Source organism: Aeromonas veronii bv. veronii, assembly GCF_000820225.1.
GTDB lineage: Bacteria > Pseudomonadota > Gammaproteobacteria > Enterobacterales > Aeromonadaceae > Aeromonas > Aeromonas veronii.
Genome location: NZ_CDDK01000031.1, coordinates 312,377 through 333,991, shown reverse-complemented (window position 1 = coordinate 333,991; position 21,615 = coordinate 312,377). Strand labels below are relative to the sequence as shown.

Here is a 21,615-nt window from a genome sequence, read left to right as displayed (position 1 = left end):
GGTTACAGGACAAAGAGTGACAATTAATCGGTGAGTGGGTAAAAGGGGGCGTTTCGATTAATTGGAGGTCATGATGTTTTCTCTGTTGCTCTGTGCATCCCTCTGGCAGTTTGATGCGCCTGTGCCCGCTAGCGAACCTCCGAAAGAGTTTGCGATCACCCATCAGGAGGCTTCACCTGCGCTGCGGGATCGGGTGGCCGATCAGCTTGGTTATGCATGGCAGGCCAAGGAGCCCGGTACCAGACTCACCTTCAGCGAGCCAGCCCCCCGTTATGCTGGCGAATCACCGTTGACGCGTATGCTCAATGATCGTGATGATGGTTGGGAATCCCGCTTGCAGATTGAGTGGTAATCCGGTCGGCAGCCAGGAGGCGGATGCCTCCCGGCTGGTGATGATGATTGCCTGCCGCTATGAGACGTAGCGTTGATGCAGGCGATCTCCCATGTGCTCGACATGCAGTGGTTTGCTGAACAGATAGCCCTGTCCTTCGCCGCAGTTGAGTGACTGCAAGAAGGCGTGTTGTGCCTGGGTTTCAATCCCTTCGGCGGTGACCTCCATATCCAGACTGTCGGCCAGATTGATGATGGTGCGGCAGAGCTCCCGACTGTTCTTGTCTTCCGGTAATGCCTGCACAAACGCCCGGTCGATCTTGATGCGATCGATCGGCAGGGTCTTGAGCAGACTCAGTGACGAGAAGCCGGTACCAAAGTCATCGATAGCAATCTGAACGCCGAGATTTTTCAGGCGGGTAAAGAGATCCAGACTCTGTTCGACCCGCTGGATGATGCTCTCAGTCACCTCGATTTCGAGCCGTTCTGGCGGAAATCCGGTCTCGGCCAGGATGGCGGCGACCCGCTCAACGTAGCCGGGGGATCGCATCTCCCGCACCGACACATTAACCGACAAGCGGGGCACCGGCAGTCCGGCAGCCAGCCAGTTTTGTCCCTGCTCGCAGGCGTTGCGCATCACCCACTCCCCAATTTTCTCGATCAGGCCGCACTCCTCCGCCACCGGAATAAAACGGGTCGGCGCTATCATTCCCTCATTGGGATGCTGCCAGCGCAGCAGGGCCTCCAGTCCACTCAGGTGGCCGTTGGCCAGATTGGTCATGGGTTGATAGAAGATGCAGAGCTGTTCGAGCTCCAGGGCCTTGAGCAGACCCTGCTCAATCTGCATCCGCTCGCGGGCTCGAGCCGCCATGCAGGGGGTATAGAACTGGAATCCGTTGCGCCCCTGACTTTTCGCCTCGTACATGGCGCTGTCGGCGGCGCTGACCAAGGTTTCCGGGCTGTCAGCATGATCCGGATAGATGGCGATACCGATACTTGCCGAGATCGCCACCAGCTCATGGGCCAGCTCAACCGGTTCACGCAACACGGTCAGCAGGGTATTGGCCAGGGTTGCCAGCTCGTCAGGCTCCTCCAGATAGGGGATCAGCACCAGAAACTCGTCTCCCCCGAGGCGGGTCGCCAAATCGTTGTGCTGCAGGCAGCCGCGGATCCGCTCTGCCAGCCGCTTGAGCAGCTCATCGCCAACTCCGTGGCCCAGGCTGTCGTTGATCAGCTTGAAGCCATCCAGATCGATAAAGAGCAGCCCCAACCGTTTGCGATTGAGCTGCGCGGTTTTCAGCTCAAGGGCCAGCCGCTCCTGCAACAGATGGCGATTGCCCAGCTCGGTCAGGGGATCGTGATAGGCAAGGTGGTTCAGCTCGGCTTCCACCTTGCGAATGGCGCTGATGTCGGAAAGGGCGATCACATAGTGAGTGGTGTTGTTGAAGTTGTCATAGACAGCGCTGATCTGCTGCCAGGAGGAGAAGTAGCTGCCATCCTTACGCAGACAAACCATCTCGCCATGCCAGGCGTTGTTGCCGGGACGCAGGTGATACCAGGGATAGTCGAGGTCGGTGTAGCGCCTGGGATGCATGATGATATCCGGGGTGCGGCCTATCACCTCCTCGGCATTGTATTGGGTCAGCATGGTGAAGGCCGGGTTGACCGACAGAATATGGTGCTCGCTGTCGAGGATGATGATCCCCTCGGCCGTGGTATCGAATACCACGTTGGCCTGATGGAGCCGCTCCTCCTGACGGCGGCGGGCGGTGGCATTGTGAATGACCCCCATGACCCGGTGGCCGATCGACTCGGTGGCGGGGACATGGTCGGCATGAATATCGACCCAGTGGCGCTCGTTGAGTGCGGTGAGGTAGCTCAGGGTGAGATGGATGGGGTCATGGCTTTGCAGCGCGGCCTTGAGCTGGCTGCCGGATTCCGGTTCAAAACAGTCGACGAACGCTTGCAGCCCGCCGTGGAACTGGTTGGCCTCGATGCCCAGCAGCGGCTCAATCTGGCCGTCGAACAGTAATCTGTCTTCCGCAACGTGCCATTCCCACACCCCGATTTGGGCCGCTCGCATTGCCAGCTGCAGCCGTTGTTCGGTTTCGTACTGCTCGGTGATGTCCCGTACGATGGCGAGGATGCCGTTCAGCTCCCCTTTCTCATCACGCATCGGACTGTAGGTGGCCTGAAAGCGGCGGGAGCTGCTGTCGTACGCCGCGGTTTGGCCCGTGATGGCGATATCCACGTAGGGCAGGCCGCTGCGCATGATCTGCTGAAACATGGGCTCCAGGGTCGGGGCCAGCTTGGGAACCACCTCTCTGAGGTGCTTGCCCTGATGCTCCTCGATGCTTTTGCCATTGATGTCGGCCAGCACCTGATTGACTTTACGGTAGCGAAATTCGCAGTCAAAGACGCCGATGCCCAGAGGGGCATTATCCATCAGCTGTTCCAGGACGGTGTGATCTGACAGCTGGGTCAACATTGCCTCGGTGTCGGCGTTGAAAAGCTTCCCATCCATGATGACCTCGGCATTGATTGTTTTGTCATTTGCATCAGTTGTCAGTATGGCACGAACTGTTTGACCGGGAGTCAAGCGGAGTTATCTGGTTGTTTTGACGGCAAGAATAGGCAGAAAAACCTGATAAAAAGGATGGAAAAAGGGGGCGAGTGGTTATCCCTTCTGGCGACCAAACGCCTGAATGCCGCGCACCAGTACCAGCCAGCCGAGCAGATGGAACGGGAGGGCAAGCAGATAGAGCAGCAGGAAGTGCGACTCGCTGCCGCTGCTGTTGATGAAGTCGATCCAGGCGGCCAGCAGCGCCAGCATGCCGGCTATCTGGAAGCGGCGGCGCAACACCACCTCGACGCCGAGATTGGCAAGGTAGAGGGTGAGCAGGATGCCGGCAAAGCCGGTGAGCTGGGCGGTGCCGTAGAGCTCGCGATCCGGGTTGAACAGCAGCGCAATCAGGGGAGTAATGCCCTGATCCAGCGGGATCAGGGCCAGCAGCCAGCATGCAATCAGAAGCAGGGCTGTCTTCATCGCGGCCTCAGTCGGCAGATGGTGCCGGTTTGACCAGAGAGAGGTAGTTGGCATCCATCTTGAGGAAGACCCCCAGCAGACGGGCACTGGCGCCGTAGAAGCCAAACCGGTCGGCGGCGCGACAGGCGCTTTCGAACTTGTCGAACCAGCCCAGCAGATGGCCGTGCAGCAGCGCTTCCTGCTCGTCGAGCCAGCGTTCCCGCTCGGCCGCGCTCTTGGCTTCCGCCGCGCGGATGATGAGATTGCCCATCAGATCCAGCTCGATGGCCAGATGGTCGGCAGGCTCTTTGTATTTATCGCTGACATTGATGCCGAGGCGATCGAGGCGGGCCTGCATCTCGGCCATCGGGGCCTGCATCAGCAACTTGGCCTCGCCGCGGTAGAGGGACTCGTAGGGCAGGGCGCCCTGTTTGGGATCCACCAGAAACAGGCCAGCGAAGTCGGCGGCGAGTTCCAATTGGCGATCCTGGCGCACCAACAGGCGGGCGATGGCCTCGTTGAGCTCGGCCACGGCTTCGCGCATCGGATCCAGGGTGGAGAGGCTTTTCAGGAAGCTTCGCACATCATAGGTGTCATATTCGGCGATCTGCTCATCACTGAGTTCGGCGGCGAACAGGGTGGAGAACCACCAGTAGAGTTCGGCCCGGCGTTCGCTGGTAGCCATAAATTCCTGCATTTTTCCTCCGTGGATGGCAATCGGGAGCCTTGATGGCTCCCGATTCTAACGACTTTAAAAATAAAGGAAACTCAAGGGGGCGCTTTCGTCCCCCTGGGGTCAGAGTGCCGGGAACATGGGGTCGATGCCCTTGGCCGATTCCGGCGCGCCGAAGGCAGTGACGGCGGGCGCCTGTCCGCGGAACTTCTCGATCTCCACCAGCGCGGTATGGGCCGTGGTGGCCTGCGCCAGGCTGGAGGAGCCGATGTCGGCGGTCAGCACGTTGGGATCGCCGTAGGTACAGAGAGTGCCCACCTTGCCACCCTCTTGCGGGCCATACCAGGCTCCTTCCTGAATGCGCACCACGCCGGGGGCGTAGTCATCGCTCACCACCAGACCAGCCAATACCTGACCGCGGCCGTTGAACACCCGCACCAGATCGCCGTCCTTGAGGCCGCGGGATTTGGCATCCTGCGGATTCATATAGACAGGTTCGCGACCCTGCACCGTGTAGGTGGCGCGGTAGTTGTCGGAGGAGCAGAGCTGGCTGTGCAGCCGCTTGTCCGGGTGGCAGGATTGCAGGTGCAGCGGGTACTGTTTGCTGCCCGGCCCGCCGTGAGAGCGCTCGTAGGGTTCGATCCAGACCGGGTGGCCCGGGCAATCCCCATAGCCGTAGTCGGCGATGGTCTTGGAGTAGATCTCTATGAGACCGGACGGGGTACCGAGCGGTTCCAGATCCGGTTCCTGACGGAACGACTCGTGGCGCACCCAGGGTTGGCCTGCCGGGAAGGTGACGAAGCCTTCGCCGTGCCAGAACTGGCTGAAACGGGGCAGACGAATGCCGATGCCGCGCCCCTGCAGGCGGGCGTCGTCATAAATGCTCTGGATCCACTCCAGCTTGCTCTTGCCACCGGTGAACTCGGCCTCGCGACCGAAGCGACGGCAGAGATCGGCGAAGATGTCATAGTCATCGCGTGCCTCGAACAGCGGCTCCACCACCTTGTACATGGCCAGAATGCCCGCATTGGAGTGAGAACCCCACTGCTCGATGTCATCCCGCTCGTAGGTGGTGGTGGCGGGCAGCACGATATCGGCGAAGCGGCAGCTGGCGGTCCACTGGTGATCGATGCTGACCACGGTTTCCAGCTTGCGCCAGGCCGCGACCATCTTGTTGCGATCCTGCTGGTGGTGGAACGGGTTGTTGCCGCAGAACACCGCCATCTTCATGTGGGGGTAGGTGATGGTCTGGCCGTTGAAGGCGATCTGCTTGCCCGGATTGAGGATGCAGTCGACGAAACGGGCCACCGGAATGTACTTGGAGTAGCCCTTCCAGTCGCCGTCATGGATCGGCTTGACCCCGGGAATGACCGAGCTGAAACCGGACATGATGGGGCCGCTGGAGGTGATGGTGCCCGCTCCGTTGTAGTGCCAGCCAAAGCCGTAACCGCCCCCCGGCAGGCCGATCTGGCCAATCATCGAGGCCAGAACCACCAGCATCCAGGCGTACTGCTCGCCGTGGTGCATACGCTGCACGCACCAGCCGCCGATAAGCTGGGTGCGGCCGCTGCTCATGGTGCGGGCCAGCTCGCGGATGGTCTCGGCAGGGACGCCACAGATGGTGGCGGCCCACTCGGCATCCTTCACCTGACCATCGCTGGTGCCCAGCAGGTAGGGCAGGAACTTGTCAAAACCGGTGGTGTAGTTCTTCAGGAACGCCTCGTCGTGGCGCTTCTCGCTGTAGAGGGTGTGGGCGATGCCCAGCATCAGCGGTACGTCGGTCTGCGGATTCAGGGTCACCTGATCGCAGTTGAGGTACTTCTGGGTCTTGGATTTGACCGGATCGACACTGATCACCCGGATCTCGCCCTTGGCCACCTTTTCTTTCAACTGCGCCCAGTAGTCGTAGACACTGTGATCCGGCACCAGCCAGCCCACCTGCAGGTTCTTGATGGGATCAGAGCCCCAGATAACGATGGTTTTGCTGTGCTCCAGCACCAGCGGCCAGGAGGTCTGCTGTTCATACACCTCCATGGCGCCCGCCACGTGGGGCAGGATCACCTGGGCGGCACCGGTGGAGTAGTCACCGGCCTTGGCCAGATAGGTGCCGTGCAGGTTCATGGCACGCCCCAACATGGCGCCAGCGGAGTGCAACTTGCCCACCGACTGCCAGCCGGAGTGACCGGCATAGAGGGCGCTCGGGCCATAAGTTTTCTGCACCCGCTCCAGCTCGTGATAGAAGAAGTCCAGCGCCTGAGACCAGGTGACCCGCACGAAGCGGTTCTGGCCGCGTTCGCTGGTGTCGGACTGGTGGCCCTTGCGCAGCCAGTCCAGCCGCACCATGGGGTAGCGGATGCGGGAGGGGTTGTAGACCACTTCACTCAAGGCCTTGAGCATGTCGGTGGGGTGCTTGTCGTGCTCGAACGGCAGGGTCTCGACCCAGCGGCCATCGACCACCCGGGCACGGAAGGCGCCCCAGTGGGAGCCGGACTGCACCAGCTTGTCGCCAGACTCGGCAGCCATCACGGCGCGACCGAGCAGGGAGGGGCCGATCAGGGCAGAGGCACCGCTGGCCAGCAAGCCACCCAGAAAACCACGACGGGAAATATTGATCATCTTGTTATTCCTCTTTCGAATCCGGACTTAGTGGCTGCCCTGACCACCGGTATCGGCGGCATGGTTTTGCAGGTATTTGAGCAGGGTGCGCTCCTCTTCCTTGCTCAGGCGATAGTAGGCAGACATCGCCTTGAGTCCCGAAATCCAGCCGTTGGCAGTGAAGTGGGCGGGATCCGGCGCGCCGTGGCAGGAGTTGCAGGTGGATTTGTACATCTCGCCGGCGTAATCCCAGATTGGCTTGAGCGAGGACTCAAAGCCCTTGCCATCGACCCAGGCCTGCACCTGAACCTGTTCCCACTTGATATGGGTGGCGCTGTCGGTCTCCTGCTTGAGCACTTTCTCGCTCGCTTTCAGTTCGTCACGGATGGTGGCGACGAAGACCCGCTTGCCCATGTATTCGCTCAGCACCCGGCCCTTGCCGTCGCTCTCGCGCCACCCTTCGATGGTCACCTTGAGGCGATCGCCGCTGCGGTCCACCACGTCGATACGGGAGGCGGGCAGCAGTTTGCCGACCGGCTCGCTACTCTGCTCGCTGGCATAGAGATCTTTTTCACCCAGGTTGTAGAGGGTCTCGGTGGCTGGCGCCTCTTGCGCGTCGTTGACCAGAGTGGCGTAAGTGGCCCGGAAGCCGCCCGCCATGTTGGGCAGTTCGTGGGCGATGCCTTTGTGGCACTCGATGCAGTTCATGTTCTTCGCCGCCGCATCTTTCATCGCCAGCGCAGCCGCCGGGGACTGCTTGGCGTGATCCATGTTGTCGTAGCTGTGGCAGGACTTGCAGGTCTTGGAGTTCTGGCTGCTCATCCGTGCCCACACCTTCTCGGCCAGATGCAGGCGCCGGTCCTCGAACTTCTCCTGGGTGTCGATGCTGTGGCCTATGTACTCCTGATAGAGGTCGTTGGCCGCCTCTATCTTGCGGGCCACCTTGCCGACGAAATCCTTCGGCTGATGACAGTCGGTACAGACCGCCTGTACCCCGGAGGCATTCTTGAAGTGGATGGACTCCTTGTACTCCGGATAGACGGTGTCTTTCATGGAGTGGCAGGAGATACAGAATTCGAGGCTGCTGGTTTTCTCAAAGCCATAGTGCAGGCCGACGGTGCCCGCGAGGGTGACGCCGACGCCCACCAGAAGCAGCGCCAGTACCGACCAGCGACGGCTGGGGGTGCGCAGGAAGTGCCACAGTTTTTTCATCATGCTCTCTCACATCACTTTTTTGATGGGAGCCATGATAGGGAGGCGTTGTGAACAGGGCTGCCGCCACAAATTAATGAAATAGGGGTATTTATGACAAAATGTGAATAGAATAATTCTCCCTTGTCGACCATCGTGAACCCTGCCCATGAGCTACCACATTCTGGTTGTTGAAGATGATGCGGTTACCCGCGAGAAGCTGACCGGCTATTTCGAGCGGGAGGGCTATCGGGTGACGGCGGTCGAAAACGGCCAGGAGATGCGCGCCGTGCTGGCAGAGCAGCCGGTCGATCTGGTGATGCTGGATATCAATCTGCCGGGGGAAGATGGTCTGCTGTTGACCCGTGAACTGCGGGCGCGCAGCACGGTGGGGATCATTCTGGTCACCGGCCGCAGCGATGCGGTGGACCGGATTGTCGGCCTCGAGATGGGGGCCGACGACTATGTCACCAAGCCGTTCGAGCTCAGGGAACTGCTGGTGCGGGTCAAGAATCTGCTGTGGCGGATCTCGCTGGCGGCCGCCGCGCCGAGCGAGCCTGCGGTGGCTGACGATGCGGTGCGCTTTGGCCCCTGGCGTTTTGATATTCCCCGCCGCCAGCTCAGCAAGGACGGAGTGCCGGTGCGTCTGACCAAGGCCGAATATGAAGTGCTGGTGGCCTTTGTCGCCCATGCCGGGCGGGTGCTCAGTCGGGAGCGGATCCTGACCCTCATCAGCCATCGCGGCGATGGCCCGAGCGATCGCACCATAGACGTGTTGATCCGGCGGCTGCGCGGCAAGATGGAAGCGGATCCGCGGGATCCCCAGCTGTTTGTCACCGTCCATGGTGAAGGCTATCTGTTTGCCGGCGAGATAGCCTCCTGACCCCGTTGCGGTGGCCTTGACCTGTTTGACCGGGTATCAGACCGGCGGGCGGGTATCAAATTGCGGGCAGTCGTCGCCAATCTGGTGCCAGGGCGCCTTGGAGCCGACAAAGATGTGAAACGCGGGCCGCTGGCTCGGCACATCGTCCAGTACCCCGAGGCGTAGGTTGATCTTGCCGCTGCTGCTCTTCTGGCTGAACAGGCTGGAGCCGCAGTGACGACAGAAGGCCAGGGTGGTCTCTGCCGATTTCCGGTAGCGGGCGATGGCCTCTTCCCCTTTCACTATGGTGACCTTGTTGCCATCCAGTCCGCCGACCGAGGCGTAATCTCCCCCTGAAAACTTGCGGCATTCGCTGCAGTGGCAGTTCCCCATATAGTCGAACTGATCCGGCAGGGTCAGGGCGACGGCGCCGCACAGGCAGCTGGCATGTAACTCTTTCATCTCTTCTCCTTGAGTGTGCTAATCGGATTTGGAACGGCTATTCGACCCGATAGACGGGACGAAAAGCGCCATCCGAGAGGGAATCGGCGGGGTCGGCCAGTGGCGCAGACAGCGTCAGAATGGGTGGCCCCATCACCCGAGGGCACTGCTCGGCATTGGCATCAGGGTGTTGCAGCAGGCAGACAGCCTGAGCGACCGCAAGGCGCCCCTGCAGCCGCATCTGATCGCTGTTGGCGGCGAGGATCTTGCCCCGGCGCAGTCCCCGCTGTACCCCGTGGCTGAAGTAGGTGCTCAGCACCTGGGGCCTGTCGAGATGGCGCTGCGCCAGCTCGTTGACCGCTACTTCGGCGGCGATGGCGCCCCCCACCAGATAGTCGAGGTCGGGATAGCGGGCCAGAGTTTGCTGCACCAGCGTGCGCTGGATTTCCCGGCTGTTGTCGCCGCGCTCGGTGCTGACCAGCTTGATGGCGCTCCCCTTGATGGCATCGGCAAAGCCCGGCTCTACGAAGTTGTTGCCGCCACTCGCCTGCGGGCCGGGGAAGAGGGCGACCGAGACCGGCTTGCTGCCGGCGGGGTGGCGCTGCGCCAGCCAGTGGCCAATCTGCCAGCCCATCTGGTACCAGGAGACCCCAACCTTGGCCTGCACCAGACCGTTGGGCAGATCGTTGACCAGTCCAAAGAGCGGCAGCGGCGTGGCCTTGATGGCCTCGCGCAGGCCCTGATAGCTCACCGCGCCGAGCAAGATGGCATCGCTCCCTTCCTGCACGCAGCGTTGCAACTGCTGGCGCTGCTCGGCGAGGGCGCCGTACCCCCCCGCTTCGTGGATCTGCAACTTGACTCCCAGCCGCTTCGCCTCGTCAACCATGCCCTGATTGACCGAAAGCCAGTAGGCGTCGCGCAGATGGGGGTAGAGGGCACAGAGGGTCAGCGGTTTGGTTGCGGCAGCGGGCTCCGGCCACTGCTGGCGCAGCGGCTGGCCGCTGAATTCGCCGCCGGGCCAGATATCGACCGCAAAGGCGAGGGCGGCGCGGGGAAGCATTAGCAACCAGATCAGCAACAACGGGGAGAGATAGACGCTTCGCATGGTCAGGGGTTTTGTTAAAGTGTTGGGCCATATTATCCGGTCAATGCCGACCACAACCAAGGGACTTCCCGTGAGAATCTTTTCCGGCCTGGGTGGCAAGTTGCTGCTGGCCTTCTCCCTGATGGCGTTGTTGACCCTGAGTGCCTCCCTGCTGGGCTGGGTGGGGCTTAGCCATCTGCGCCAGCTGGAGCAAGGGGTGCAGCAGACGTTGGCCGATCAGGAGCTGGCCCGCACGCTCTCTCGCCTCAGCGGCGAGATCCAGAGCGCGTCGCGGCTGCTGGCCACCGCAACCAGCGAGCAGGAGCGGGAGCATCAGGGACGCTTGCTCACTCTGCAGGGGCAACAGCTGCAACAGGTGTTGGCGCAACTTGGCCGTGGGCAGGGTTCAACAAGCCTCGATCAGCTCAGTCAGAGCATCATCGGCAATCTGGGCCAGCAGGGCTGGCTGGTGGGGGAAAGGTTGACCCTGATGGCGCAGGGGGAGGCGCAGCGGGCCCGTCTGGTGGCGGCGGCCGGACAGATCGCCGAGCTGGCGCGCAGCCAGATGGAGAACGCCGAAACCGTGATGGTGGCGGGATTGGGTTCCCTCTACCAACAGCAAGGTGCGCAGGCGACCCGGACGCTGGACCGCCTGCTGGAGCAGGATCTCGACTGGCTGGAGCAGATGACCGAGCTGCGTCATCGCACCCTGATGCAGCAGCAGCGCATCGAGGAGATGTGGCGCAGCGAACGGCAGGAACAGTTGCAAACGTTATTGCAAGAGGGGCAGCGGGAGTTGGCCATCTTGCAACTGCGAGCCGGGGCTGTGACCGATCCTGCCCGCCGGCAGGCGGTGGAACAGGCGCTGACCGTGCTGGCGCAGAGCGACAAGCTGGTGCAACTGCGCAGCGACTGGCTCGGCAAGGGGGAGGCGCTGCGGGTGCTGGCCAATGCCAATGAGGCCCTGATGAGCAGCCTCAACCAGCAGGTCGGTGAGCTGGTCAGCCGTGCCCGCGATTCGCTGGGGCAGAGCCAGCAGGCGCTAAGCCAGCGCCTCAGGCTGCTGGAGCAGGCGTTGATGGCCATTGGCCTGCTCACCCTGCTACTGCTGATGCTGCTGATGTGGCGCATGGTCTACGGCCGGATCGTCTGGCCGCTGCAACGGGCGGTGGCGGGGATGAGCCGGTTGGCGCGCGGGGATCTGGCCCCCCTTGAACCGATCGCCAGTACCGGGCGCGATGAGCTGGCGGAGTTGGGGCGGGCCCTGCAGGTGTTTCGTGACAATGCGGTAGAGCTGGGCCGCTATCAGCGAGAGCTGGAGTCGCGGGTCGAGGAGCGCACCGGCCAGCTCAGCCACGCCAACGAGCGGCTCAATGAGGAGGTGGAGAAGCAGCGGCAGGCCCGCGCCGAGGCAGAACAGGCCAACCGGGCCAAGTCGGTGTTTCTCGCCACCATGAGTCACGAGATCCGCACCCCCATGAACGGCATTCTGGGCGGTCTGACGCTGCTGGAAGATACCCACCTCAGCGATACCCAGCAGCGCTATCTGGCCGCCATCGAGCACAGTGGCGAATCCCTGCTGGAGATCCTCAACGACATTCTCGACTACTCCAAGATCGAGGCGGGCCATGTGGAGGCGCGCCGCGAACCCTTCCCCCTGTTCCAGCTGGTGGATGAGCTGGGCGCGCTGTTCCGGCCAAAGGCAGAGGCCAAGGGGGTCACCCTGGCACTGGAGTATGCGCCCTGGCTGGCGCCTGTGGTCGAGGGGGATCTGGGCAAGCTGCGCCAGGTACTCGGCAACTTGCTCGGCAATGCAGTCAAGTTTACCGCCCGTGGCCAGATTACCCTGACGGTGGCGCCCCTTGTCTGTCACGGCCCTTGCGCCGAGCCCTGCATCCGGTTTGTGGTACGCGATACCGGCCCCGGCATTCCGGCCGATGAGCAGGAGGCGGTGTTCGAGGCATTTCGCCAGCGCAAGCGTGATATAGGCCATCAGGGCGGCACCGGGCTGGGACTGGCGATCAGCCGCAAGCTGGTGACCGCCATGGGGGGCGAGCTTATCCTTGCCAGCGAACCGGGCAAGGGGTGTGAATTCAGCTTCAGCCTGCCCTTGCAACGCTCGAGCGCCCAACTGCCCGCCGAGGCGCAGCCGCTGCACCTTGGCCAATCCCGCGACATCCTGCTGGTGGAGGATAACGAGATCAACCGGCTGGTGGCGCACGGCATGCTGACCCGCCTCGGCCATCGCGTCACCCTGGCGGAGGATGGTCGCAGCGCGCTGGCGCTGGTGACCGAGCGCCCCTTCGAGCTGGCGCTGCTCGATATCAATCTGCCCGATATGGACGGTATGAGCCTGCGCGAGGATCTGGCCGCCATCAGCGAGGAGATGCATGAACGGCCGCTGCCCGCCATCGCCATCTCGGCCCAGATGTATCCGGAGGATATCCGCCACTGCCTTGCCGCCGGCTTTGTCGATTTTGTCGGCAAGCCGGTACGGCTGGCGGTGCTGGCGAACGCTATCGATCAGCTGTTTCGGCAAGAAGGAACCTCTATCGAGCCGCGGGTGCCGTTATCAGTAGCCGTGCCCCCAACTAACCACCCCGAGTGGGCCAATCCGGTGCTGGATGCCGATCTGCCCCTGCTCGGCATGGCGCGGATCCGCCAGCTGGTCGCGCTGTTTGAGTCGCAAGGGCGGGTGTTGGTAGATAAGTTGGCTCAGGGTGAGGGGAAAGAGCAACGTCAGCTGGCGCACAAGCTCAAGGGAAGTGCGCTGGCGCTGGGGTTGACCGAATTTGCCAGCCACTGTGCGGCTCTTGAGGCGGGAGGCGGGGAGCCTGCGGCAATCGGCGGGCAATTTGACGCGGCGGTGAGCGGGTTGCAGCAGTGGCTGGCGGCCAACAGGGATTCGCCGTTCTGATCCCTGCTGGCGATGCACAACGTTCAGAGGGGGCCAGTTCCTGCGCCGTTATTCTATTTCGCGAAACAGCACCTGCTTGCACTTGGCGCAGACCCATTCCCGGCGAAAATCGGTCAGGTGCACCATGCCTAGCTCCAGCAACTCGTGGTGGCCGCAGTGATAACAGAAGATGATGTCGCCATCGACTGATTCAGGGTGGGTCGCCAGATATTCGGCTTTGGTGGGGAGCTGCTCCCACGAGGTGGTGGGGAGATGTTTGCGTTGGCTGGTGTAATAGACCCAGTAGAACAGAAAAAAGACAGCCAGGATCACGAATGTCAGCAGATGGTCCATCTTGAACTCCTCCGGTTAGGTGCAGCCCCTCGGATGCATGGCTGCAATCAGCTCCATCATCATTAAATTTGTTTCGAATGAATATGTTACAGGATGGATAAAGAGGGCGTTGTGATCCCCTTCGGGTTTTGCCCGCCCGCAGCGGGATGAAAAATGTGCCGTTTGGCGGAGCGGCCAGGATATTGAACGGGGAGGGAATCTTGCTTTTTACAACATAAATTCAACATTTTTTTAGGTGGTTGGACTGTCTCTTTGATCCAGCTCACGTTACAATGCCCGCGCCCACTTCACCTAACGCGCAAACGATTTTCAGGAGAGAAACGGATGTTGAAACGTGACATGACCATCGCCAATTATGATCCGCAATTGTGGCAGGCCATCACAGACGAAACCCGTCGTCAGGAAGAGCATATCGAGCTGATTGCGTCTGAGAACTACACCAGCCCCCGTGTCATGGAAGCCCAGGGCTCCCAGCTGACCAACAAGTACGCTGAAGGTTACCCCTCCAAGCGTTACTACGGTGGTTGCGAGTATGTGGATGTGGTCGAAACCCTGGCTATCGAGCGCGCCAAAGAGCTGTTCGGTGCCACTTACGCCAACGTGCAGCCGCACTCCGGCTCCCAGGCCAACAGCGCCGTTTACATGGCTCTGCTGCAGCCGGGCGACACCGTACTGGGCATGAACCTGGCCCACGGCGGTCACCTGACCCACGGCTCCCCGGTCAACTTCTCCGGCAAGCTTTACAACATCGTGCCTTATGGTATCGATGAGTCCGGCAAGATCGATTACGACGACATGGAACGTCAGGCTGTCGAGCACAAGCCGAAGATGATGATCGGTGGCTTCTCTGCCTACTCCGGCATCGTTGACTGGGCCCGCATGCGCGAAATCGCCGACAAGGTCGGTGCCTACCTGTTCGTCGACATGGCCCACGTGGCTGGTCTGATTGCCGCTGGCGTCTACCCGAACCCGGTGCCCCACGCTCACGTGGTCACCTCCACCACCCACAAGACCCTGGCCGGTCCGCGCGGTGGTCTGATCCTCTCCGCCGCTGACGACGAGGAGCTCTACAAGAAGCTCAACTCTGCCGTCTTCCCGGGTGGTCAGGGTGGCCCGCTGATGCACGTCATCGCCGGTAAAGCCGTTGCCTTCAAAGAGGCGCTGGAGCCGGAGTTCAAGACCTATCAGGCTCAGGTCGTGAAAAACGCCAAGGCGATGGCCGCCACCTTTATCGAGCGCGGTTACAAGATCGTCTCCGGCGGTACCGACAACCACCTGATGCTGGTTGATCTGATCGGCCGCGAGCTGACCGGTAAGGATGCTGACGCTGCGCTGGGCAAAGCCAACATCACAGTCAACAAGAACTCCGTGCCCAACGACCCGCGCTCCCCGTTCGTCACCTCCGGTGTGCGGATCGGTACCCCGGCCATCACCCGCCGCGGTTTCAAGGAAGCCGAGTCCATCGAGCTGACCCACTGGATCTGCGACGTACTGGACAACCACGACAACGATGCCGTGCTGGCCACCGTACGCGAGAAGGTGCTGGATATCTGCCGCCGCTTCCCAGTTTATGGCTGATAAGTCAGACCGTTCGCTTTGAGACCAATGCCACCTGCGGGTGGCATTGTTTTTTCTGGCTTTTACCGGTTTTGGATGGCCGTGCTACACTGGCCGACCTAGATCCTGGCCCGCCGGGCCGGTCCCTATTCCATTAACGCCGGAGGTCCGATGCATTGCCCATTCTGTAGTGCGGTTGATACCAAGGTGATCGATTCCCGTCTGGTGGCAGAAGGCCATCAGGTGCGCCGCCGTCGTGAGTGTCTGCTCTGTCACGAGCGTTTTACCACCTTCGAGATGGCCGAGCTGGTGATGCCCCGCGTCATCAAGTCCAACGGCTCCCGCGAGCCGTTCAACGAAGACAAGCTGCGCGCCGGCATCCTGCGGGCGCTGGAGAAGCGGCCGGTGAGCATGGAGGCCATCGAAAAGGCGGTCAACCATATCAAATCCCGCCTGCGTGCCACCGGCGAGCGCGAAGTCGCCTCCGAGCTGGTGGGCAATCTGGTGATGGATGAGCTCAAGAGTCTGGACAAGGTGGCCTATATTCGCTTTGCCTCCGTCTATCGCAGCTTCGAAGATATTCGCGAGTTCGGTGAAGAGATCGCCAAATTGGAGAAATGATGGTATCGGATGGGCAAGTGGATATCCGCTTCGCCCCTCTCTACCTCAGGACACGAAGATATTCGCGAGTTCGGCGAAGAGATCGCCAAGCTGGAGAAGTAAACCGCCATTCTCACCCATGTTGCCGCGTCCGATTACGCTGCGCTAATCGAACCTACGATACTGCGTAAAGCCGAGACGTGTTGTCAAAGGAGCCCGGATGTTTAGTCAAGATGATTACCAATGGATGAGTCGGGCCCTCGAACTGGCCCGCCGCGGCCGCTACACCACGGCCCCCAACCCCTGCGTCGGCGCCGTGCTGGTCAAAGATGGCGTGGTGGTTGGCGAAGGGTGGCATCAGAAGGCGGGCGAGCCCCATGCCGAGGTTTACGCCCTGCGCGCCGCCGGTGACAACGCCCGTGGCGCCACCGCCTATGTGACCCTCGAACCCTGCTCCCATCACGGTCGTACTCCCCCCTGCGCCGAGGCGCTGATCAACGCCGGCGTGGCCCGGGTGGTAGCAGCCATGGTCGATCCCAATCCCCAGGTGGGTGGGCGTGGCCTGCGTATGCTCTCCGAAGCGGGCATCAAGACCGATTTCGGCCTGCTGGCGAGCGAAGCCGAAGCGCTCAACCCGGGCTTTTTCAAGCGGATGCGTACCGCCTTCCCGCGGGTGACCGTCAAGCTGGGGGCCAGCCTCGATGGCCGCACCGCCATGGCGAGCGGCGAGAGCCAGTGGATCACCTCCCCGGATGCACGCCGCGACGTGCAGCGGCTGCGGGCCCGTCACGATGCGGTGCTCTCCAGCGCTGAAACCGTGCTGGCCGATGGTGCCTCCCTGACCGTGCGCTGGGACGAGCTGCCCCCCTCGGTCAAGGTAAGTTATCCCAAGGAGACCCTGCGCCAGCCGCTGCGGGTCATCGTCGATTCGCAAAACCGGCTTACCCCAGAGCTGCCGCTGTTCCAGAACGAGAGCCCGGTGCTGCTGGCCCGTCACAAGGCGTCCGGCGAGTGGCCCGAGTGGGTGCAGCAGTTGGAGCTGCCGCTGCTGGATGGCAAGCTGGATCTGGTCAGCCTCTTCATGCTGCTGGCCAAACAGAACGTCAACTCGGTGCTGGTCGAGGCGGGCCCGCGGCTGTGCGGCGCTCTGCTGGAAAAAGGGCTGGTGGATGAGCTGGTGCTCTATCAGGCTCCAAAATTGATGGGTGACGAGGGGCGTGGCCTGTTCCATCTGCCCGGCCTGACCCGGCTGTTCCAGGCGCCCAAGCTCGCCATCAAGGATGTGCGCATGGTGGGGCAGGATATTCGCATTACCGCCAAAATAGCCTGATTTATCAATGTTCAAGGGGGCATAATCAGCCCCCGTCATCAGCAAGGTGATCTGCATGTTTACCGGAATTATCGAAGCGGTGGGAACCCTGGCCGAGCTGCGCCGTCAGGGCGATGACATGGCTCTCACCGTCCACGCACCAGGTCTGGATTTTAGCGACGTCAAGCTGGGCGACTCCATTGCCACCAACGGCGTCTGCCTCACCGTCGTGGCGCTCGGCGACAAGAGCTATACCGCCGACGTGTCGCTGGAAACCCTCTCCCGTACCGGCTTTGCCGCCGCCAGAGTGGGCGATCGGGTCAACCTCGAGAAGGCGCTGATGCCCACCTCCCGCCTCGGCGGCCATCTGGTCTCCGGCCATGTGGACGGGGTAGGGGAAGTGAAAAGTGTCTCCAGCAGCGGCCGCGCTATCGAGTACTGGATCAAGGCGCCGGGCGAGCTCTCCCGCTATATCGCCGAGAAAGGCTCCATTGCGGTGGATGGCATCAGCCTCACCGTCAACGCGGTGCAGGGGGACCTTTTCCGCCTGACGATCGTGCCCCACACCGCCCAGGAGACCACCATCGCCAGCTGGAAGCCGGGCCACAAGGTCAACCTCGAGGTGGATCAGATCGCCCGCTATCTGGAGCGGCTGATGATGGGGAAAAGTCAGGAGAGCAGCGCCTCGACCCTGACCATGGAGACGCTGGCCAAGGCTGGTTTTCTCTGACGGTGAGCGCTGAATCTGGCCCCCAAAACGATTTTCTGTGATCCCGCTCTGATTGAAATGGAGCCGCGAGCCCCAATCTAGAGCAACATACACTCGCATTTGCGTTGAGCCTGCTGGCTCAACCCCCAAGCACACTGATGGAGTAGCCCATGGCGCTGAGCACAACCCAGGAAATCATTGCCGACATCAAGGCTGGCAAGATGGTGATCCTGATGGATGACGAGGACAGGGAGAACGAAGGGGACCTCATCATGGCCGCCTCCTGCGTCCGTCCGGAGGATATCAACTTCATGGCCCGCTACGGCCGTGGCCTCATCTGCCTGACTCTGACCCGGGATCGCTGCAAGCAATTGGCGCTGCCGCTGATGGTGGATCGCAACAATGCCCAGTTCTCCACCGCCTTTACCGTCTCCATCGAGGCGGCAGAAGGGGTGACCACAGGTATCTCAGCTGCCGATCGTGCGGTGACCGTGCAGGCGGCTGTGGCGGCCAATGCCAAGGCGGCCGATCTGGTGCAGCCGGGCCACATCTTCCCGCTGATGGCGCAGGATGGCGGTGTGCTGACCCGTGCCGGCCACACCGAAGCCGGTTGCGATCTGGCCCGTCTGGCCGGTTTCGAGCCTGCCGCCGTCATCGTCGAGATCCTTAACGAAGATGGCACCATGGCGCGCCGTCCTGACTTGGAGATCTTTGCCGAGGAGCATGGCATCAAGCTTGGCACCATCGCCGACCTTATCGAGTACCGCAACCAGCACGAGACCACGGTCGAGAAGGTGGCCGAGTGCAAGCTGCCCACCGAGTTTGGCGAGTTCGACCTCATCACCTTCCGCGATACCATCGACAATCAGGTTCACTTCGCCCTGAAAAAGGGTGAGGTACAGGCCGATCAGCCGACTCTGGTGCGCGTCCATCTGCACGATGTGCTGAGCGATCTACTGCTGACCGACCGCCACGCCGCCCGCAGCTGGCCGCTGCCCAAATCCATGGCCCGCATTGCTGACGAAGGCGGCGTGCTGGTGATTTTGGGGGCGGAATCCCATGGCGCCGAGCTGCTGGCTAGGGTCAAGGGTTTTGAAGCCGCCGACAAGGGGCTAGCACCGGAAGGAGCCAAGTGGCAGGGCACCTCGCGCCGGGTTGGCGTGGGCTCCCAGATCCTCAAGGCGCTCGGCGTGAGCAAGATGCGCCTGTTGAGCTCGCCGAAGAAGTACCATGCCCTCGGTGGTTTCGGTCTGGAAGTGGTTGAGTACATCGGCGAGTAAAGTTCCACCAGAGAAGTACCATTCCCTTCCGGGTGGTTTCGGTCTGGAAGTCGTGGAATTTACCGGCGAGTAAGCGCGCCGGACTGGTTAAATCGCGATCATGGCCGTCTATTGCGGCCATGGTTTTTGTCGTGGGTCTGTTGTGCTAGAATGTGCGCACTTTTGACTCCGGCCCTTTTGATTGCACAGATACAGGATTTCCAATGAAGGTTATCGAAGGAAATATCGCCGCTCCTGAGGCGCGCGTTGCTATTGTTGTTGCCCGTTTCAACAGCTTCATCAACGACAGTCTGGTGAACGGCGCGGTGGACGTACTGAAGCGTCAAGGTCAAGTGCAGGACAGCAACCTGACACTGGTAAAAGTGCCGGGCGCGGTTGAAATGCCATTGGTCATCAAGAAGCTGGCCAAGAGTGGTCAATACGACGCCATCGTGGCGGTCGGTACTGTCATCCGTGGCGGCACCTATCACTTCGACCTGGTGGCAAACGAGAACAGCAAGGGCATGGCCCAGGTAATGATGGAATATGAAATTCCCGTTGCCTTCGGTGTGCTGACCACTGAAAACATTGAACAAGCCATCGAGCGTGCAGGTACCAAGGCGGGTAACAAGGGTGCAGAGGCTGCACTGGCAGCGCTCGAAATGATCAACGTCCTGAAAGAACTGGACGTGTAACGAGGAGAAGTACATTGAAACCGTCTGAGCGCCGTAAAGCCCGCCATTGCGCCACCCAGGCCATCTACCAGTGGCAGATGACCAAGGCTAACGTGGGTGACATCGAAGAGCAGTTCAAGATCGATCAGGACACCAAGGGTGTAGACCTGAACTATTTCCGCGATCTGCTGTTCGGGGTAGCCCTCCACTGCAGCGAGCTGGACAAGGTGTTTGCACCTTTCCTCTCCCGTCCGCTGGAAGAAGTGGACATGGTGGACAAGGCGATCCTGCGTCTGGCGACCTACGAGCTGACCCGTCGTGATGATGTACCGCCGCGCGTGGTCATCAACGAAGCGATCGAGCTGGCCAAAGCTTTTGCTGCCGATGACAGCCACAAGTTTGTCAACGGTGTACTGGACAAGGTGATCAAGTCGCTGAACAAGCGTTGATCCTGCTGTCCGTCAGCATCTAAGAGAGGAGCCAGCTTATTGCTGGCTTTTTACTGTATGGGTGAATTTGAGCTGATTGATAAGTACTTCAAGGTCCCCCACGCCCGCAAGGACGTGGTGATGGGCCCTGGAGATGACTGTGCCCTGCTGACCCTGCCCCCCGATACCCAACTGGCGGTGAGCACCGACACTCTGGTGAGCGGCGTACACTTCTTTCCCGACATGGATCCGGTGGATCTCGGCTACAAGGCGCTGGCGGTCAATCTCTCCGATCTCGCCGCCATGGGGGCCGAGCCGCGCTGGGTGTCGCTGGCGCTGACCCTGCCTGCCATCAACGAAGGTTGGGTTGCCGGGTTTGCCGAAGGGTTTCTGGAACTGGCCGAGTATTACAACGTCGCGCTGGTGGGCGGGGATATGACCCGCGGGCCCCTCTCTATCACCATTTCGGTGAAGGGGTCGGTGCCTGCCGGACGTGCCCTGATGCGAAGCGGTGCCAAAGCCGGTGACGGCATCTATGTGACCGGCACTCTGGGAGATGCCGCGCTGGCGCTCTCCCATCTGCTGGGCAAACGCACTCTCAACGAGAACCAGCTGGCAGCTGTGCTGCCACGGCTCGACCACCCCCATCCCCGGATTCTGGCCGGTCAGGCCCTGCGCGGACTGGCGGGCAGTGCGCTGGATCTCTCCGATGGGCTGGCATCGGATCTCGGCCATATCCTCAAGGCCTCCGGCGTGCGGGCCCAGATCGATCTCGATCTGCTGCCGCTCTCGCCGGTGCTGCAGGATGCGGTGAGCGAGCAGGAGGCGTGGCAACTGGCGCTGGCCGGTGGCGATGACTACGAGCTTTGCTTCACCGTACCGGAGGAGCACCGCGGCGCGCTCGATACGGCGCTGGCCCACAGCGGGGTCAAGTTCAGCCGCATCGGCCGCATCGTGGCGGGCGAGCCGGGCATCGACTACCTGCGTGGCGACCAGGCGGTCGAGTTGCAACTGAAAGGGTGGGATCACTTCGCATGAGTTTGTTCAGGATAAAGCCCGAGCTGACACGACTGGATCTGAAAAATCCGCTTCATTTTTTGGCGGTGGGGTTTGGTTCCGGTCTCAGCCCCAAGGCGCCGGGCACCATGGGCACCCTGGCGGCCATTCCGCTCTACCTGCTGGTGAGCGGGCTGCCGACCCACTGGTTTATCGCCTTGCTGGCGGTGGGTTTTGTTGTGGGGATCCGTATCTGCCAGAGCGCCACCGATGCCATCGGCATGCCGGATCACGGCGCCATCGTCTGGGACGAGGTGATCGGTTTTGGCGTCACCATGATCGCCGCGCCAGCCGGTTGGGAGTGGGTGGTGGCGGGATTCGCGCTGTTCAGGTTGTTTGATGTGCTCAAGCCCTGGCCCATCTCCTGGTTTGATCGCCGGATCCACGGTGGCCTGGGCATCATGCTGGACGATCTGATCGCCGGCCTGTTCGCCCTGTTTTGTATGCAATTACTGGCATTCTGGCTCGGTTGAGAGCCATCTTCCGGGGGATGACCGTTCTGGCATCCCCCGATTTATATCTGCTTAATTTTCATTCATCGGCATATGCTGCCGTTTATCATCCATTTCACA

At 61.4% G+C, this 21,615-nt stretch carries 20 protein-coding genes; 12 read left to right on the top strand and 8 right to left on the bottom strand.

Annotated features, from left to right (window positions below; translation table 11 throughout):
* The first annotated feature begins 70 nt into the window (after positions 1–70).
* Entirely contained in the window at positions 71–352 is a 282-nt protein-coding gene (locus BN1139_RS14180; RefSeq protein WP_237700559.1) for a hypothetical protein, read from the top strand.
* A 57-nt stretch (positions 353–409) separates the two neighbouring features.
* On the opposite strand, the gene BN1139_RS14175 is transcribed toward BN1139_RS14180, so the two are convergent.
* The 5 genes from BN1139_RS14175 to torC form a co-directional block, all read right to left on the bottom strand.
* Entirely contained in the window at positions 410–2,854 is a 2,445-nt protein-coding gene (locus BN1139_RS14175; RefSeq protein ID WP_005349488.1) for a sensor domain-containing protein, read from the bottom strand.
* Between the two features lie 153 nt (positions 2,855–3,007).
* Positions 3,008–3,376, bottom strand: a complete 369-nt coding sequence (locus tag BN1139_RS14170) for a hypothetical protein (protein ID WP_005349490.1) — start codon at positions 3,374–3,376, stop codon at positions 3,008–3,010.
* Between the two features lie 7 nt (positions 3,377–3,383).
* On the bottom strand, positions 3,384–4,052 hold the full coding sequence (gene torD / locus BN1139_RS14165; protein ID WP_005349492.1) for a molecular chaperone TorD: 669 nt from the start codon (positions 4,050–4,052) through the stop codon (positions 3,384–3,386).
* Positions 4,053–4,151: 99 nt separating this feature from the next.
* Complete coding sequence (torA, locus tag BN1139_RS14160) at positions 4,152–6,644, bottom strand: trimethylamine-N-oxide reductase TorA (RefSeq protein ID WP_005349494.1); 2,493 nt, start codon at positions 6,642–6,644, stop codon at positions 4,152–4,154.
* Positions 6,645–6,671: 27 nt separating this feature from the next.
* Positions 6,672–7,838: a pentaheme c-type cytochrome TorC gene (torC, locus tag BN1139_RS14155; protein WP_005349495.1), complete on the bottom strand. Its 1,167-nt coding sequence runs from the start codon at positions 7,836–7,838 to the stop codon at positions 6,672–6,674.
* Positions 7,839–7,983: 145 nt separating this feature from the next.
* Here torC and torR point away from each other — a divergent pair, with 145 nt between their 5' ends.
* Entirely contained in the window at positions 7,984–8,697 is a 714-nt protein-coding gene (torR, locus tag BN1139_RS14150; RefSeq protein ID WP_005349498.1) for a two-component system response regulator TorR, read from the top strand.
* A gap of 36 nt (positions 8,698–8,733) precedes the next feature.
* Here the strand turns inward: torR and BN1139_RS14145 are convergent, their stop codons facing one another.
* Together BN1139_RS14145 and torT are read right to left on the bottom strand one after the other, a co-directional pair.
* The gene (locus BN1139_RS14145; RefSeq protein WP_005349499.1) at positions 8,734–9,138 is read right to left on the bottom strand and encodes a GFA family protein; all 405 of its coding nucleotides are present in this window, start codon (positions 9,136–9,138) and stop codon (positions 8,734–8,736) included.
* A 37-nt stretch (positions 9,139–9,175) separates the two neighbouring features.
* Positions 9,176–10,222: a TMAO reductase system periplasmic protein TorT gene (gene torT / locus BN1139_RS14140; RefSeq protein WP_005349503.1), complete on the bottom strand. Its 1,047-nt coding sequence runs from the start codon at positions 10,220–10,222 to the stop codon at positions 9,176–9,178.
* A gap of 70 nt (positions 10,223–10,292) precedes the next feature.
* Between torT and torS the strand changes: the two genes are divergently transcribed.
* On the top strand, positions 10,293–13,118 hold the full coding sequence (gene torS / locus BN1139_RS14135; RefSeq protein WP_005349504.1) for a TMAO reductase system sensor histidine kinase/response regulator TorS: 2,826 nt from the start codon (positions 10,293–10,295) through the stop codon (positions 13,116–13,118).
* A gap of 48 nt (positions 13,119–13,166) precedes the next feature.
* On the opposite strand, the gene BN1139_RS14130 is transcribed toward torS, so the two are convergent.
* Positions 13,167–13,451: a hypothetical protein gene (locus tag BN1139_RS14130; RefSeq protein WP_005349505.1), complete on the bottom strand. Its 285-nt coding sequence runs from the start codon at positions 13,449–13,451 to the stop codon at positions 13,167–13,169.
* Between the two features lie 324 nt (positions 13,452–13,775).
* Here BN1139_RS14130 and glyA point away from each other — a divergent pair, with 324 nt between their 5' ends.
* The 9 genes from glyA to BN1139_RS14085 all read left to right on the top strand — a co-directional run bounded on the left by glyA (position 13,776) and on the right by BN1139_RS14085 (position 21,516).
* A complete protein-coding gene (gene glyA, locus BN1139_RS14125) occupies positions 13,776–15,029 on the top strand; it encodes a serine hydroxymethyltransferase (protein ID WP_005338884.1) in 1,254 nt (417 codons plus the stop codon).
* 150 nt (positions 15,030–15,179) lie between these two features.
* Positions 15,180–15,629 (top strand): transcriptional regulator NrdR, encoded by a 450-nt coding sequence (gene nrdR / locus BN1139_RS14120; RefSeq protein ID WP_005338880.1) that lies wholly within the window; start codon positions 15,180–15,182, stop codon positions 15,627–15,629.
* Positions 15,630–15,828: 199 nt separating this feature from the next.
* Entirely contained in the window at positions 15,829–16,938 is a 1,110-nt protein-coding gene (gene ribD, locus BN1139_RS14115; protein ID WP_005349506.1) for a bifunctional diaminohydroxyphosphoribosylaminopyrimidine deaminase/5-amino-6-(5-phosphoribosylamino)uracil reductase RibD, read from the top strand.
* Positions 16,939–16,993: 55 nt separating this feature from the next.
* Positions 16,994–17,647 (top strand): riboflavin synthase, encoded by a 654-nt coding sequence (locus BN1139_RS14110; RefSeq protein WP_005349507.1) that lies wholly within the window; start codon positions 16,994–16,996, stop codon positions 17,645–17,647.
* A gap of 149 nt (positions 17,648–17,796) precedes the next feature.
* Positions 17,797–18,906: a bifunctional 3,4-dihydroxy-2-butanone-4-phosphate synthase/GTP cyclohydrolase II gene (gene ribBA, locus BN1139_RS14105; protein ID WP_005349508.1), complete on the top strand. Its 1,110-nt coding sequence runs from the start codon at positions 17,797–17,799 to the stop codon at positions 18,904–18,906.
* A 203-nt stretch (positions 18,907–19,109) separates the two neighbouring features.
* The gene (gene ribH / locus BN1139_RS14100) at positions 19,110–19,580 is read left to right on the top strand and encodes a 6,7-dimethyl-8-ribityllumazine synthase (RefSeq protein ID WP_005338866.1); all 471 of its coding nucleotides are present in this window, start codon (positions 19,110–19,112) and stop codon (positions 19,578–19,580) included.
* 14 nt (positions 19,581–19,594) lie between these two features.
* Complete coding sequence (gene nusB, locus BN1139_RS14095) at positions 19,595–20,008, top strand: transcription antitermination factor NusB (RefSeq protein WP_005343514.1); 414 nt, start codon at positions 19,595–19,597, stop codon at positions 20,006–20,008.
* Between the two features lie 57 nt (positions 20,009–20,065).
* Positions 20,066–21,025, top strand: coding sequence for a thiamine-phosphate kinase (gene thiL, locus BN1139_RS14090; protein WP_026034998.1), 960 nt, complete (start codon positions 20,066–20,068; stop codon positions 21,023–21,025).
* Complete coding sequence (locus tag BN1139_RS14085) at positions 21,022–21,516, top strand: phosphatidylglycerophosphatase A family protein (protein WP_005349509.1); 495 nt, start codon at positions 21,022–21,024, stop codon at positions 21,514–21,516. Before thiL ends, BN1139_RS14085 begins: the two co-directional genes overlap by 4 nt.
* Positions 21,517–21,615 lie beyond the last annotated feature (99 nt).

What these genes read in the sequence shown, in the direction of transcription:
- BN1139_RS14180 (WP_237700559.1), top strand. Translation starts at nt 71, where the DNA reads ATGATGTTTTCTCTGTTGCTCTGTGCATCCCTCTGGCAGTTTGATGCG.
- BN1139_RS14175 (WP_005349488.1), bottom strand. Translation starts at nt 2,854, where the DNA reads ATGGATGGGAAGCTTTTCAACGCCGACACCGAGGCAATGTTGACCCAG.
- BN1139_RS14170 (WP_005349490.1), bottom strand. Translation starts at nt 3,376, where the DNA reads ATGAAGACAGCCCTGCTTCTGATTGCATGCTGGCTGCTGGCCCTGATC.
- torD (WP_005349492.1), bottom strand. Translation starts at nt 4,052, where the DNA reads ATGCAGGAATTTATGGCTACCAGCGAACGCCGGGCCGAACTCTACTGG.
- torA (WP_005349494.1), bottom strand. Translation starts at nt 6,644, where the DNA reads ATGATCAATATTTCCCGTCGTGGTTTTCTGGGTGGCTTGCTGGCCAGC.
- torC (WP_005349495.1), bottom strand. Translation starts at nt 7,838, where the DNA reads ATGATGAAAAAACTGTGGCACTTCCTGCGCACCCCCAGCCGTCGCTGG.
- torR (WP_005349498.1), top strand. Translation starts at nt 7,984, where the DNA reads ATGAGCTACCACATTCTGGTTGTTGAAGATGATGCGGTTACCCGCGAG.
- BN1139_RS14145 (WP_005349499.1), bottom strand. Translation starts at nt 9,138, where the DNA reads ATGAAAGAGTTACATGCCAGCTGCCTGTGCGGCGCCGTCGCCCTGACC.
- torT (WP_005349503.1), bottom strand. Translation starts at nt 10,222, where the DNA reads ATGCGAAGCGTCTATCTCTCCCCGTTGTTGCTGATCTGGTTGCTAATG.
- BN1139_RS14130 (WP_005349505.1), bottom strand. Translation starts at nt 13,451, where the DNA reads ATGGACCATCTGCTGACATTCGTGATCCTGGCTGTCTTTTTTCTGTTC.
- glyA (WP_005338884.1), top strand. Translation starts at nt 13,776, where the DNA reads ATGTTGAAACGTGACATGACCATCGCCAATTATGATCCGCAATTGTGG.
- nrdR (WP_005338880.1), top strand. Translation starts at nt 15,180, where the DNA reads ATGCATTGCCCATTCTGTAGTGCGGTTGATACCAAGGTGATCGATTCC.
- ribD (WP_005349506.1), top strand. Translation starts at nt 15,829, where the DNA reads ATGTTTAGTCAAGATGATTACCAATGGATGAGTCGGGCCCTCGAACTG.
- BN1139_RS14110 (WP_005349507.1), top strand. Translation starts at nt 16,994, where the DNA reads ATGTTTACCGGAATTATCGAAGCGGTGGGAACCCTGGCCGAGCTGCGC.
- ribBA (WP_005349508.1), top strand. Translation starts at nt 17,797, where the DNA reads ATGGCGCTGAGCACAACCCAGGAAATCATTGCCGACATCAAGGCTGGC.
- ribH (WP_005338866.1), top strand. Translation starts at nt 19,110, where the DNA reads ATGAAGGTTATCGAAGGAAATATCGCCGCTCCTGAGGCGCGCGTTGCT.
- thiL (WP_026034998.1), top strand. Translation starts at nt 20,066, where the DNA reads ATGGGTGAATTTGAGCTGATTGATAAGTACTTCAAGGTCCCCCACGCC.
- BN1139_RS14085 (WP_005349509.1), top strand. Translation starts at nt 21,022, where the DNA reads ATGAGTTTGTTCAGGATAAAGCCCGAGCTGACACGACTGGATCTGAAA.